Source organism: Saccharococcus sp. Marseille-Q5394 (genome assembly GCF_946901335.1).
In the GTDB taxonomy this organism is placed as follows: Bacteria; Bacillota; Bacilli; order Bacillales_A; family Planococcaceae; genus Sporosarcina; species Sporosarcina luteola_C.
This window is the reverse complement of the sequence record NZ_CAMPPQ010000002.1, coordinates 1,340,334-1,354,360: the sequence shown is the minus strand read 5'-3', so window position 1 is coordinate 1,354,360 and position 14,027 is coordinate 1,340,334. Positions and strand designations below refer to the sequence as shown.

13 protein-coding genes are annotated in these 14,027 nt (G+C 45.4%); 6 read left to right on the top strand and 7 right to left on the bottom strand.

The genetic code is table 11. The features are described 5' to 3' along the window. Nucleotides 1-9 precede the first annotated feature (9 nt). Together OC538_RS17505 and nspC are read left to right on the top strand one after the other, a co-directional pair. Nucleotides 10-1,209: a saccharopine dehydrogenase family protein gene (locus OC538_RS17505; protein WP_262177673.1), complete on the top strand. Its 1,200-nt coding sequence runs from the start codon at nucleotides 10-12 to the stop codon at nucleotides 1,207-1,209. A gap of 23 nt (nucleotides 1,210-1,232) precedes the next feature. Further along, complete coding sequence (nspC, locus tag OC538_RS17500; protein WP_410055891.1) at nucleotides 1,233-2,369, top strand: carboxynorspermidine decarboxylase; 1,137 nt, start codon at nucleotides 1,233-1,235, stop codon at nucleotides 2,367-2,369. A 225-nt stretch (nucleotides 2,370-2,594) separates the two neighbouring features. On the opposite strand, the gene OC538_RS17495 is transcribed toward nspC, so the two are convergent. From OC538_RS17495 to argC, 7 genes are all read right to left on the bottom strand, one after another. After that, on the bottom strand, nucleotides 2,595-2,885 hold the full coding sequence (locus tag OC538_RS17495; RefSeq protein ID WP_251695039.1) for a hypothetical protein: 291 nt from the start codon (nucleotides 2,883-2,885) through the stop codon (nucleotides 2,595-2,597). A 159-nt stretch (nucleotides 2,886-3,044) separates the two neighbouring features. Next, on the bottom strand, nucleotides 3,045-4,007 hold the full coding sequence (locus OC538_RS17490) for a copper amine oxidase N-terminal domain-containing protein (RefSeq protein ID WP_262177670.1): 963 nt from the start codon (nucleotides 4,005-4,007) through the stop codon (nucleotides 3,045-3,047). 69 nt (nucleotides 4,008-4,076) lie between these two features. After that, complete coding sequence (locus tag OC538_RS17485; RefSeq protein WP_262177669.1) at nucleotides 4,077-5,294, bottom strand: CynX/NimT family MFS transporter; 1,218 nt, start codon at nucleotides 5,292-5,294, stop codon at nucleotides 4,077-4,079. 226 nt (nucleotides 5,295-5,520) lie between these two features. Continuing rightward, nucleotides 5,521-6,666 carry an acetylornithine transaminase gene (locus tag OC538_RS17480; protein ID WP_262177667.1) on the bottom strand — a complete coding sequence of 382 codons (1,146 nt, stop codon included), beginning with the start codon at nucleotides 6,664-6,666 and terminating at the stop codon, nucleotides 5,521-5,523. Then, nucleotides 6,663-7,442, bottom strand: a complete 780-nt coding sequence (argB, locus tag OC538_RS17475; RefSeq protein WP_262177665.1) for an acetylglutamate kinase — start codon at nucleotides 7,440-7,442, stop codon at nucleotides 6,663-6,665. The genes OC538_RS17480 and argB overlap by 4 nt, the downstream gene beginning before the upstream one ends. Continuing rightward, entirely contained in the window at nucleotides 7,405-8,631 is a 1,227-nt protein-coding gene (gene argJ / locus OC538_RS17470) for a bifunctional ornithine acetyltransferase/N-acetylglutamate synthase (protein WP_262177663.1), read from the bottom strand. The genes argB and argJ overlap by 38 nt, the downstream gene beginning before the upstream one ends. A gap of 15 nt (nucleotides 8,632-8,646) precedes the next feature. Continuing rightward, complete coding sequence (gene argC, locus OC538_RS17465; protein WP_262177661.1) at nucleotides 8,647-9,681, bottom strand: N-acetyl-gamma-glutamyl-phosphate reductase; 1,035 nt, start codon at nucleotides 9,679-9,681, stop codon at nucleotides 8,647-8,649. Between the two features lie 199 nt (nucleotides 9,682-9,880). Between argC and OC538_RS17460 the strand changes: the two genes are divergently transcribed. The 4 genes from OC538_RS17460 to OC538_RS17445 all read left to right on the top strand — a co-directional run bounded on the left by OC538_RS17460 (nucleotide 9,881) and on the right by OC538_RS17445 (nucleotide 13,994). After that, on the top strand, nucleotides 9,881-10,660 hold the full coding sequence (locus tag OC538_RS17460) for an enoyl-ACP reductase (RefSeq protein ID WP_262177658.1): 780 nt from the start codon (nucleotides 9,881-9,883) through the stop codon (nucleotides 10,658-10,660). 259 nt (nucleotides 10,661-10,919) lie between these two features. After that, a complete protein-coding gene (locus OC538_RS17455; RefSeq protein WP_262177655.1) occupies nucleotides 10,920-11,822 on the top strand; it encodes a DoxX-like family protein in 903 nt (300 codons plus the stop codon). Nucleotides 11,823-11,830: 8 nt separating this feature from the next. Then, nucleotides 11,831-12,439, top strand: a complete 609-nt coding sequence (locus OC538_RS17450) for a DUF4166 domain-containing protein (protein ID WP_251695047.1) — start codon at nucleotides 11,831-11,833, stop codon at nucleotides 12,437-12,439. Next, the gene (locus tag OC538_RS17445) at nucleotides 12,432-13,994 is read left to right on the top strand and encodes a YndJ family protein (protein ID WP_262177651.1); all 1,563 of its coding nucleotides are present in this window, start codon (nucleotides 12,432-12,434) and stop codon (nucleotides 13,992-13,994) included. The genes OC538_RS17450 and OC538_RS17445 overlap by 8 nt, the downstream gene beginning before the upstream one ends. Nucleotides 13,995-14,027 lie beyond the last annotated feature (33 nt).

The following is a 14,027-nucleotide window of genomic DNA, read 5'->3' as shown; positions in this document are numbered from 1 at the left end:
GTGTTTTGATTGGGTAAAGCGTTAATCATCGGAGCAGGTGGAGTAGCAAGTGTTGTTGTGCATAAATGTGTACAGGTACCTGACGTGTTTGAAGAAATTTGCATCGCGAGCCGTACAAAATCGAAATGTGATGCGTTGAAGGAAAAGCTGGACGGCGGCCGCACAAAAATCCAGACAGCTCAAGTAGACGCGGACAATGTCGAAGAATTGGTTGAACTGATTAACAGCTTCAAGCCGGACATCGTCATCAACGTCGCATTGCCATACCAAGACTTGACAATCATGGATGCGTGCCTAGAAACGGGCGTCCACTATTTGGATACAGCGAACTATGAGCCTCTCGATACGGCGAAATTCGAATATAAATGGCAATGGGCATACCGCGAAAAATTCGAGGAAGCAGGCCTTACTGCTATCCTAGGCTGCGGCTTCGACCCAGGCGTCACAGGCGTTTTCTCCGCTTATGCGCAAAAGCACTATTTCGATGAAATCCATACGATCGATATCGTGGACGCGAATGCTGGAGACCACGGCTATCCATTTGCAACTAACTTCAACCCGGAGATCAACATCCGCGAAATTACAGCAAATGGCCGTTACTGGGAAAATGGGGAGTTCATCGAAACTCCGCCACTATCCGAAAAACGCGTATACGATCTGCCTGAAATCGGTCCCAAAGATGTATACCTTCTCTATCACGAAGAATTGGAGTCACTTGCACAAAACATTAAAGGCATCAAGAAAATCCGTTTCTGGATGACATTCTCTGAAAAATACTTGACGCATTTGAAAGTGCTTGAAAATGTCGGCTTGACATCGATTGAACCAATTGAATTCGAAGGCCAGCAAATCGTGCCTTTACAGTTCCTGAAGGCGGTTCTTCCTGACCCTGCTTCCCTAGGACCTCGCACAAAAGGTAAAACGAACATCGGCTGTATTTTCCAAGGAACAAAAGATGGCGAAGAGAAGACGTATTACGTCTACAACGTATCCGACCACCAAGAATGTTATCGCGAAGTTGGATCCCAAGCAATTTCGTACACAACGGGCGTTCCAGCAATGATAGGCGCGATGCTCTTCCTTAAAGGTGAATGGAAAAAACCTGGCGTTTATAATGTTGAAGAGTTCAATCCGGATCCATTCATGGAAGCATTGAACGAATACGGTCTGCCTTGGCAGGAAGATTTCAACCCAGAGCTGATCGATTGATAGGAGGTACGCAACAAATGAAGTTGAATTTCGATCCACAAGCAGTCCCCTCCCCTTCGTATGTAGTCGATGAAGGATTATTAATCAAAAACTTGGAACTACTGAAGTCGATTATCGACCGGACAGGCTGTAAAATTTTATTGGCCCAAAAAGGGTTTTCAATGTTCTCCGTCTACCCGCTCATTGGGCAATATTTAAACGGAGTGACATCAAGCGGGTTATTGGAAGCGAAATTAGGATATGAAGAGATGGGGAAAGAAGTCCATACGTACTCCCCTGCATTCACAGAATCTGATTTTGAGGAAATCCTATCGTACTCCGATCATCTCGTGTTCAACTCGTTTGATCAATGGAGACGTTTCAGAGATCAAGTGAAAAACTATCCAAAACCGATTGAATGCGGCATTCGGATCAATCCCGAGTACTCGGAAATTGATGTGGATATGTATAATCCGTGCTTCACTTTCTCCCGATTCGGCGTAACGCTAGAGAATTTCGAACCGGATGAGTTGGAAGGGATCAGCGGCTTGCATTTCCATACGATGTGCGAACAGAATTCCGACACGCTTGCCCGTACGATTCAAGTCGTTGATGAAAAGTTCGGCAAGTATTTAAAAAACATGAAATGGATCAATTTCGGCGGCGGTCACCATATTACCCGTCCCGACTATGACATTGAGACACTAGTCGAATCGATTCTATTCATGAAGGAGAAATATGGACTTGATGTGTATTTGGAACCCGGCGAAGCAATCGCATTGAACACAGGCTTCCTTGTAACGACTGTATTGGATACGTTGCATAACGGAATGCCGCTTGCCATTTTGGATACGTCGGCTTCATGCCATATGCCTGACGTTTTGGAGATGCCATACCGGCCAGAAATCGTCGGTGCAGGGCTGCCTAACGAAAAAACAATCACATACCGGTTTGGCGGACCAACTTGCCTGGCGGGGGATGTTATCGGAGATTACTCGTTTGATCACCCGTTAACTGCCGGAGATAGGCTTGTCTTCTGTGACATGGCCCATTATTCCATGGTGAAGAACAACACATTCAACGGGATGGAGTTACCTGCAATCGTACTGAATACTATTGCAGACGGTCCGAAAGTCATCAAGGAATTTGGTTATGAGGATTTCAAAGAACGTTTGTCATAAAATAAAAGGGTTGCCCATGACTTGAAATTAAGGCTGGCAGCCCTTTTACTATGCTGTTGATACTCGTTTTTCACCATTAAGGTGCACCAGTGAGTTTGCTTAAATCAGCAGAACCAAAGATGACTAATAACAATAAAATAATTAGAATGACTATGTTTATGAATGAAGTCCCTGAAAAACCGGTCGTATTGTTACCTGTCGTGTTGCCGACCATTCTTATCTCCCCTATCCTCTATTCATACGACTTTGAATGCCTTCAAAAATTTCATCGATTGTAATATCTCCATTTTCACTTAAGAAATCAGCCATTTTATTACCATTTTTCGCTTCATCTTGGAAAGCACCGAGTAATGTCACCGTAACAGTTGGGCTATTACGGAAAAGTATGACAGAATCCACTCTTAGCTTGCCTAATAATAGAAGTGATGCTGCAATGATTTCTAAGTCTTTCCCTTTTAATAAATCATTTAGTGTATACGCAGGATTTTGATTTCCATTATTATTTTTTTTATACAACTCAAACACTTCCTTCTAAGTGTGAGTGACATTCCCCATCCTATTTCATTGTATGAGAAGACTGTCAAAGAAGTGTGTACACTTATAGGTCACCCTCTCGTTTGTACAAAAAACAGCCCGGAATTCTGCTATCATAAGCAGATCCGGGCTATGTCGTAATTAATCGTTGCTAAGCAGCAATTCAAGAATGTCTTCAGACACGTATGTTTTATTGCCGCCGATCAACTCAGGCGCAATGGTGAATTGTTGGAGGCTTTTATTGTAGCCGTACATTTTCTCACCGCGAGTGATTGTAAAAGAGACATTCCCTTTTGTGAGAAGTGCTCCATTGATTTTTGACTGGGAGAGCACATAATACCCGAGCTCTTCCGCAACTTTGCGCAACGGAATCATCTTCACGCCGTCTTTCATGTAATGGTCGCTTTCAATTATGTCACTTATGGATTCTGGGATCTCCGGAGTTACAGGATTTTCCTCTACTCCTTCACCCGTGCCCTCACCGGTCAATGGGTCAAGTGCGATAATTTTAGTAGGGGGCGTTTGTGGCGGCAAGCTTCTTGTCGTAATTGAATAAAACACGACCAATTCCTTGCCTTTCAACTCAGCTTTACTAATTTTCTTGCCCTCTTCGTTAACGATTGTCGTCTCTTCCCCAATGTTCAGCTTCAGTTCTTTATCCAAGCTGAGGAAATCTTCATCGAATTTACCGACTTTGACGCTGCCCTGTTTTTCTTTATCGATGACAAAGAAAAGTTCCGGTGTTATTTGCGCTGGATAAATCAAGATCATCGGCTTGTTTTTATCGTAATACGCTTCCACTTTCATGTCCTTTTTCAAGTCGGTCGGCTTCATGTCATTTGTCGTACCGCTATTGAATAGAAGTGTCTTGTCTTGAATGCGGAAAATCGTGATAAGACCTTGTTCATTTTCGACAGTTACCATCAGATCGTTATCCCTGTCCTCGATATTCGTAATAACCCCTATCGCTCTCACATACTCCGAAGCATCCTTCACTTCTTCTTTTTCCATTTGAATCACGTCTTCGTTTGCCTGAACTGCAAAAGGTGTCCACGCGCTTCCTGCCAATAATGCGGTTAATGCAACTGCTCCAATTTTTTTCATAATCTCTCTCTCCTTACTTCGGCTATTCAATGAATCAGACGGAGTGGATTGGTAAAAGTTACATTCATTTTAAACTGTCACCTTTTCATCTCGACCTGCTTTCAATCCAAAAATAAGGAAGAGCAATGAAGCTAAAATAAAAATCAACAACGGACTTTTCCAAGAACCCGTCGCATCATGAAGAAACCCAAAAAGCACAGGTCCGATAGCTGCTAGCAGATAGCCTGATGATTGGGCCATTCCTGATAACTCAGCGGCCTCTGTATGGGTCTCCGTCCGCAGTGTGAAAAACATCATCGCGAGTCCAAAGGAAGCACCGCCGGCAATCCCAATTGCAATCATCCATAATGGAGTCCACGATAATCCCCCTGCGAGAACGCCGCCATAGCCAATCAAATATAAAGCCGCTACGCCGACTACGATCATCCGCTGATCCTTCAATTTTCCTGCGAGAATTGGAATGATGAATGTCATCGGCAACTGTGATAATTGTAAAAGGGAAAACATCCAGCCCGCTTTCTCGGCCGTCATGCCCTCAGATATGAGTATTTCAGGCAGCCATGCAGCTGTACAATAAAATAGCAATGACTGCAGCCCCATGAAAAACGTGACCGCCCAAGCAATCGGTGAGCGCCATAAGATAGGTGATTTCTCTATAGATGCTTTTTCATCTACCGTTTGCAAGGATACTCTGTTTTTCAGCTGAGGTATCCATAATAGCAACGCTAGCGCGGATAAGGCAGCCCATATCCCCAATGCACCTTGCCAACCGAGTTGTGTATTGAGTACAATCGGTGCGCTGATGCCCGAAGCCGTTGTCGCTGATATGTTCATGGCGACCGAGTAGATTCCCGTCATTAACCCAATATGTAATGGAAAGCTTAATTTCAACAAGGCTGGCAACAATACATTCCCGAACGCGATAGCGACACCGATAAGGAACGTCCCAGCGACTAAAAACAATATGGATCCAGCCGAACGGATTAAGATGCCGACCGTCAATAAACATAGAGAGATGAATAGAGTCAACTCCATACCGAACCTCTTCGATAGTTTAGGAGCTATTGGCGATATGAAGGCGAACGCCAAAAGAGGGATTGTCGTCACTAAGCCCGCCAGTACATTCGACATTCCCAGCCCATCCCGTATCGGACCGATAATTGGGCCAACGGACGTCAAAGGTGAACGTAACGTTGAAGCGATAAAGATAATACCGATAATCAATAACCAAGTTTTTTTCCCGAAGCTAAGTTGCTTAGTGTAGCTTTGTGTTTCTTCGAGCTTCATCCTATCGCCTCTCTTTCGTGATAAATGCAATTTGAGCATATCATAATGGGAGATCTTTCTAAAGAGACGGTGTTAGCAGAAGGTTTGAGCGAGTTGAGTGGCGTTTTGGCGCAATCTTTGCGAGGTTTTCGCGAGTTGAGGTGAGTTATGCTCCTCTCAGGACTAATCACCTATTCCAAACCAGAGAAAAACGGATTTCCCCAGTCCGGGAGATCCGCTTTTTTTATCATATAGTAGATGGCACGAGTACAATGGAAGTCAAGATGTCGACTGCCTGGTCGATTTCCTCCTCAGTGACAGTCAACGGTGGCAGCAAGCGAATTACATCGGAACCGGCCTGCACGACAAGGAGCCCTGCTTCTTCCGCTTGGCGGATGTAAGGAGAAACGTCTCCCTTGCAATCGATGCCAATGAGCAATCCCTTTCCGCGGATGTCGAATTGTTCAGGCGGCAGGCTCTCTTTCAATCTCTGAATCAAAGCTTCGGATTTCTCCTGGACATCCTTCAGAAAATTTTTGTCGAAAACATGATCCACTACTGTCTGCGCAACTGCGACAGCAAGCGGGTTCCCTCCGAATGTGGTGCCATGCGTTCCAGGTCCGAACGAATCGAATTGTTCAGCTGTTCCGAGCATCGCCCCGATCGGGAAGCCCCCGCCCAATCCTTTGGCTAGTGTCATAATGTCGGGTTTTAAACCCGACTGCTCGTAGGCGTAGCGTGTGCCAGTTCTACCGATGCCGGTTTGGACTTCATCGACAATGCATAAAATCCCCTTCGACTTGCAAATGTCAGAAATGACAGTAGCGAACTCGGGAGTTACTGCGTGGATTCCACCTTCCCCTTGAATCACTTCAAGCATAATCGCCGCCACATCGTCATCGATAACCGCTTCCAAAGCTGCAGGGTCATTGAACGGCACAGTCTTGAACGTTTCAAGCATCGGGCCGAATCCTTGCTTGATTTTATCCTGGCCTGTCGCCGACATCGCTCCGAATGTTCGCCCATGAAATGATTGGTCGAAAGTGATGATCGTCGATTTGCCTGTATGCTTCCTCGCGAGCTTTATCGCCGCTTCATTCGCTTCCGCTCCGCTGTTGCAGAAGAAAGCATGAGAGAAATGCGTGTCATTGATTAATGAAGCAGCGAGATTTTCCTGCTCTGGGCTTTCGAATAAATTCGATACATGCCACAGCTTTTCACTTTGAACTTGAATCGCATTGACGATTGCAGGATGCGCATGACCTAGGCTGACAACAGCAATGCCGCTCGTGAAATCGAGATATTGCTTGCCATCTGCATCTTCAACGACTGTCCCCTCGCCTTTTACGAGATGCACCGGTCGCCGTGCATAATTTTTGAATAACGTACTCAACTGAAAACCTCCTCAAAACCGATTGTTGTGCCTGACAAATGCTGATCTGCAATTTGGACGGATGGCACGCCGGCATCCAAGCAGTCGATTGCAGCATTCACTTTTGGGATCATCCCACCGTATATATCTCCAGCCTCAATCCATTTTGCGATATCGCTTGGCGAAACGGTTGATTGAATTTCATTTCCGATCTTTATTCCAGGTGTATCCGTCACAAACAGGAGACTCTCCGCACCAATCGCTAGCGCAATTTTGCTAGCAACTGTATCCGCGTTTATATTGAGGGGTTTACCGCATTCCGTTGCACCGATACAAGAGACGACAGGAACAATTCCACTGGCTAGTAATTTTACAAGCAAACGGTCATTCACCTGCTGAATGTCACCAACAAAGCCATAGCGTTCTTTATCGAGCAATGTACACGACAATAGTTTCCCGTCGAATCCGCTCAGTCCGATTGCATCGATGCCTTCACGATTCAACTGATGGACTAGTGATGGATTCACTTCACCGATCAAGACATCCCTCACGATTGCGATGGATTGATCGCAAGTGACCCGAATGCCATTGTCGATGTTCGACGCAATCGCATTCTTCTTTAACGCTGTATTGATGGAAGGCCCGCCTCCATGGACAATGACAATTTCGTAGCCGGCACTTTTCATTTCGTGAAATTTCGTAAAAAAACCGCTTTGCAACCCTTCGAGCATACTGCCTCCGAGCTTAATGACAATCCGTTTACGATCGGTAAGAAGCATTGATTTGAACGTAGTCATATGTCAAATCGCACCCCCATGCTATTCCGTGGCCATTTCCTTTATTCAACCCGACATGAATCTTCACTTCAGGCTGTTTCAAGTAATGTAGCAGCTGCTCTTCAGAGAAGATGACCGGCTCGCCGTCCTTGACGACTGGTGTGTCACCAATCTTTATTGTAATTCCTAGAGGATCGACGGACGCACCGCTATACCCGACCGCTGCAATGACCCTTCCCCAGTTTGCGTCGCAGCCGAACACTGCTGTCTTAACGAGTGGAGAGCCGACAACCGTCTTGGCGATTTTTCTCGCTTCAGCGTCTGTCACGGCACCATCCACTTCAACTTCGATGAGCTTTGTCGCCCCTTCCCCGTCCTTTGCAATCATTTTTGCAAGGTCTTGTGCGACTGCATGCAAAGTCTGGATGAAGGAGTCCCAGTCAGGATGCGCAGGAGATAATGGCTCGTTTTCCGCCATGCCGTTCGCCAGCACGAGGACCATGTCGTTCGTGGACGTATCTCCATCAACCGTAATCGAGTTGAATGTCACATCAGTCACTGACTTCAAAGCTTCCTGTAAATGGACAGAGTCGATTTTCGCATCCGTCGTAATAAAGCCAAGCATCGTGGCCATATTCGGTTCAATCATCCCTGAACCTTTCGCTGTACCCGCGACGATGACTTCCTTGCCATCCACTTCAGTTCGGTAGGCAGTGTTCTTCGTGACCGTATCCGTTGTCAAGATTGCTTGGGAAAACTGAATGGACCCTTCGAGAGTATTTGTCGGCTTCAGCTGTTCAATCCCTTTCAGCAAAGGTTCCATATTCAGTTTCTCGCCGATGACGCCTGTTGACGCCACTCCTACCAAGTCCGGAGCAATGCCGAATTGCTCGGCCGTCTTCTCCTGCATCAGGAGCGCATCGATCATGCCCTGTTTCCCGGTGCATGCATTCGCATTGCCTGAATTGACGATGACCGCCTGCATCTTACCGTTTTTGTGCACAACTTCTTTCGTCACTACAAGAGGGGCCGCCTGGATGGCGTTCGTTGTAAAAACACCCGCCACACTCGCCGGGACGTCGCTGAGCAATACCGCCAAATCATATTTCTTGTGCTTCAGTCCGCAATGGATGCCGACCGCTTTGAACCCTTTAGGTGTTGCTATATTTTTGCCTGATACGGGTTTCAATTGTTGAACAGCTACCGCCATACCAATTCCTCCTCTTTAAATGAATAATGGAACTTGTGTCAATCCTGACGTTTCATCCAAACCGAATTGCACATTCATATTTTGCACTGCCTGCCCGGCAGCGCCTTTCACCAAGTTGTCGATGACCGAGACGATTGTTGCCCGGTTCGTCCTCGGATCCACTTTCACGTGAATATCACAGAAGTTTGAACCGGCCACTTGCTTCGTACAAAATTTCTTCGATTCATTCATGATCCTTACAAAAGGTCGGCCCTCATAGGTATCTTTCAAACAGTTGACAAGCTGTTCTTCCGTGACGCCCGCATTCACGGGTGCATAGCTCGTAGCCATTATCCCCCTCGTCATCGGAACGAGATGTGTTGTGAACGTCACTGGTACTTTTTGATTACTAAACTGGGCAATCCCTTGTTCAATTTCGGGAATATGCTGGTGCTCATTTATTTTATAGATCGAAAAGTTTTCATTTGTTTCACTGAAATGCGTCATCGGCCCCGGTGTATTCCCGGCTCCTGACACGCCACTTTTCGCATCGATGATAAGTGCCGAGGGATCTATCAGTCTCTCTTTAAGTAACGGCAGTAAAGAAAGTAGCACTGCAGTCGGATAGCAGCCCGGGTTCGCAATGAGCTGTGCGTTTTTAATCGTTTCGTAATTCCATTCCGTCAATCCGTAGGCGCTTAGCTCGACCGCTTCAGCTGGTGCAGGAGTTTTCTTATACCATTGTTCATACTCCGCCGTATCTTTCAAACGGAATTCTCCGGACAAATCTATCAATTTAGGTCCATTTCCGATGAGCGGTGGCAGTAAATGGCTCGTCACTCCCGCCGGTGTACTCGCAAACAGGACATCATAATTCTTCAATTGTGCATGATCTATTTTCAGAAGAGACTGATCATACAAGTTCGTGACATGTGGAAATTTGGCGGAAAACGATGTCCCTTCATCAGATGATGTGAATAAATCGATTTGTTCCACTTCCGGATGATTGTGCAACAATCGAATCAATTCAAGCCCGCCATACCCGGTAGCACCGATGATTCCTATCTTCATGTCCCCCACCCCTTTTATCGTTAGGATTAGTATACGTATGCATAAATATAAAGTCAACTGTATTATTATAAATTTTGTACTTATTTTTTATTCCCGGCTTTATGATTGGAGTTTTGAATTAAAGGAGAATATGCTATACTATTGTTATTATCAGGTACTAATATTAGGTGATAGTTTTCTACCGATTGAGGAGGCCATTATGGAAGATTTATTGAAGCTTAAAGGAAAGAACATTGTCGTTATGGGTGTTGCAAACGAGCGAAGCATTGCTTGGGGTGTAGCGAAGTCCCTTTTTGAAGTAGGTGCGAATGTTATTTTCACGTACCGTAAAGAACGTTCCCTTGCCAAGCTGGAGAAAGCATTGGAAAGCAATGGACTGGAGCCGAAAATGATCGTCCAATGTGATGTGAATGAAGATGAAAGCATTCAACATGCATTTACATTGATCGGCGAAACACTAGGTACAATACACGGAATTGTCCATTCGATCGCATTTGCGCATGCAGAAGATTTACGCAATGATTTTGTCGAAACAACAAGGAGCGGCTATGCATTCGCACAAGATTCAAGCGCTTATTCCCTCGTTGCAACAGCTAGGGAAGCGCGTCGCTTCATGACAGAAGGCGGCTCGATCATCACAATGAGCTATTTAGGTGCTGAACGGGTGCTTGACGGATACAATGTAATGGGTGTGGCAAAGGCTGCGCTTGAAGCATCTGTCCGCTACTTGGCAAATGATTTAGGGAAAGAAGCAATCCGCGTCAATGCGATTTCAGCAGGCGCAGTCCGGACCCTTTCCGCGAAAGGCGTTCCTTCCTTCAACACGATTTTGGGGCAAATCGAAGAAAAAGCTCCGTTGAAACGCAATATTACAAATGAGGAAGTCGCGAAGATGTCGATTGCGATGTTAAGCGATCTTTCAAGCGGTGTAACCGGCGAAATTATTTACGTCGATGGTGGCTACAATATAATGGGATGAAAAAAAGGAGCTTAGCGGCTCCTTTTTTTTGTGTTGTGAGGTTGGAAGCGTTGGAAACTGGCGGGCCATTAGTCCTAAAACGACAATAACTTCCGGGAAATGATCGATATACGTTGGGAAATAATCGATATCTTCTCCAGATTGACCGATAACTTTCGGGAAATGATCGATAAAATATGGGAAATGATCGATAACTTTTCGTACTCTAGTTTGGCAACCTATCTTTTCCAAAATCGTCATTGCTATGAGGTGAAACTTGATGAATAAAAAGCCTATTTACGTTGAAATAGAGATTGATTCAAATATAGATAATGTATGGAATGCTTCTCAAGATCCGGACTTGCATTCGCAGTGGGATCTGAGGTTCTCCTCCATCACCTATTTGCCGAAAAAAGATGGCGAGCCGCAGAAGTTCACGTACAAACGGAGCGTCACTCCCCTATTCACCGTTGAAGGCTGGGGGAAAAGTACAGGGACATTCAATAAAGGAGATGGCACGCGGTCTTCCTCTCTTCATTTCGGAACTGATCAATGGTTTTCGCCAATTAAGGAAGGAAAAGGATACTGGAAATATGAGCTCCGGCAAGAAGGGACGAGATTTTTAACGCAATATGATTATGATCCGAATTTTGGTAAGTTCGGCAAAGCGTTTGATACATTCATCTTCCGCCCTATCATTGGATGGGGCACTGCCCTCAGTTTCGATGTGTTGAAACGATGGCTTGAGAAAGGGGAAGCTCCCCGTTCCCAATACTTCCGCTTTTTCTCGACATATGGACTTGCCATACTGTTTTCCTTCATATGGATTTATCATGGACTTATTCCAAAAATCATCGGGAACCACCCCGAGGAGAAACGGATGTTGGCGAGCGCATTACCCCTGGAGGATTCAAAACTAACTGCAATGATAATCGGCATTGGCATCGCTGAGGTGCTGTTAGGGATTCTTTGGTTCTTTTATCAGAAGAAAAAGCATTTATTCGCCATTCAGATAGCAGTCTTTCCTTTACTCACCGTTGCAGCGATCATTGCGGCTCCTGACGTGGCTATGCACCCCTTTAACCCAGTGACATTCAATCTGTCATTGTTTGTTCTATCACTTATCGGTTATTGGACGAGTGAAGACGTCCCTACAGCAAAAAGTTGCAAAAGGAAAAGGTGAATGGACAAGTGTCAATTTATAGAACGGTTCTCGGAGAAAATTTCAAACGGTTGCATCCGATGCTGCAAAAACGTTATGACCTTGCAGATGGCAATGTTTTTGAAGCGACGGGAACAATGAAGGAAATTAAAGGAGGCCCTAAGTGGCTATATCCCCTTTTCAAGATTGGTGTCAACTGGAAACTGCTATTCCCGGAACGAGGAATAAACGTTCCATTTTCAATCAAGAACACAGCCTTTCTTGGCTCCAATGGCGAAAGTCAAATTCATTGGGAGCGCATCTTTCATTTCGGTACGACAAAGCGCTATTTCAATGCGTTGATGAGCTTGGATGAAAAACGCCTTGTCATAAAAGATTATCTCGGGGAGCCGCCACTAGTCTATTCCGATTTGGCTTTCGACGTTTCGGATGATGGTTCGCTGACGATCCATTCTTTGAATCAACGCCTCGTCCTCGGCAAAGTCGAGTTGCCTTTACCAAAGCTCTTGCAAGGTTTAGCGACGGTGACGGAATGTTATGATGAAGCGGCCGCGGTTTATCGTATAAACGTAAACGTACGGAATCCGCTGATCGGCCATGTCTTTTCCTATGAAGGGGAGTTTGTCCAAGATGCGTAAATTCGTGCTTATCCACTTTCTATTCTTTATGATCATAGCAGTTTTCAGTAAGGAGCCGTGGCCATTTTTATTGCTGACAATTGCGCAGATCGTTTATGTACCGATAGCACTTCGTTCAGTAATGAAGCGTGGGGATTGGTTTTCGAGGTTCTATTCTTTTTTTGCGATTCCAGCCTATATATCGATTGCTATCATCCAACTATTTTCACCTGAATGGTCCGCGATTCCTGCCATCATCTATTTGGCGTTCACAGTTATCATTGCATTGTATGGACTGACCCGGTTTTCGCGCCGCGGATTCACAAATATCGAGGAGTTTTCAATCGATCTCGGGATGATGTACATAGCACTCGGCGGTGGTTGGTATTTTGCCTATATAGCGGATATTGATACGGGCTTCACCCCATTATTAACTTGGCTGACCGGCATTCATTTCCATTACTCCGCATTTTTATTGCCTATTTTCATTGGACTTCTGGGAAGGCTGTATAAGCCGAAGTCCTTTTCGTTTTTCACAGGACTCTTATTGGCAGCACCGATGGTCGTCGCAATCGGCATTACCTTTTCAAGATGGATCGAGTTGTTTTCTGTACTCCTTTACATCGTCGGATTGGCTGGATTAATCGCAATTGCATGGCGTACGCGCTTTCCGACCCGTATGCAAAAATGGCTCATCGTCACTTCATTCACGTCGCTCGGTCTCACAATAGTCTTCTCGCTCCTTTACGTACTAGGAAATGGTTTCGGTCTCACTTCCATTACGATTGACTTCATGCTTCGCTTCCATGGCGTCTTGAATTGCATTGTCTTTGCGCTATTTGGCATTGTTGGATGGGCGTTGTCCGTTCCCTCTTCCGTTTATAAAGAACCAAATTTCCCGATTAGTAGAGTAAAAGGAAAGCAGCGTATCGCTCAGCTTGGCGAGCCGGGTAAGCATAGAGGTCTTGTTGATAACATGAATCTTTATGGAATAAACAAGGTTTCGCCTCGTATCCTGGATTTTTACGAAAACACGATCGATTACCGCCTGTTCGCCACTGTCCATTGGCATCGATGGTTCAAGCCATTTGCATTTTTTTATTCATTCATTAGCCGGAGAACGGAGCAGATCAATTTGCCGCTCCATCGGAATGAGGTTGAAATGACGGGCGATATACTTACATTACATAATGGCGTGGATGGACGGGAGGATGTCCGCGCTTGGATCCGAAAGGTGGATGAACACTATGCATTCATCGCCCTTTATTCCTCACATCAAACGAATGAAGGACAGTATTTCATGAATATCGCATTGCCGCTCCCTTGTTCCACGATGACAGGCGTCTTGGAGTTGATCGAACATGGAAATGACTTGCAGCTGACGAGCATGAAAATTTTTCCTGATTCAGACGCGGGTATCTATTTGACAACGAAATTAGGAAAGTATTTTAGACTGCCGCTAGAGGAAAATTTCGTTGTTCGCGAAGAAGGAGACGGCTCGCTGACCGCAAGGCATGAAATGTGGATTTTTTCGATACCGTTTTTGACGATTCATTATAGAATTCAGAGCGTATGAGAAAAGCCAGAGGAAATCCCTCTGGCTTTCTGG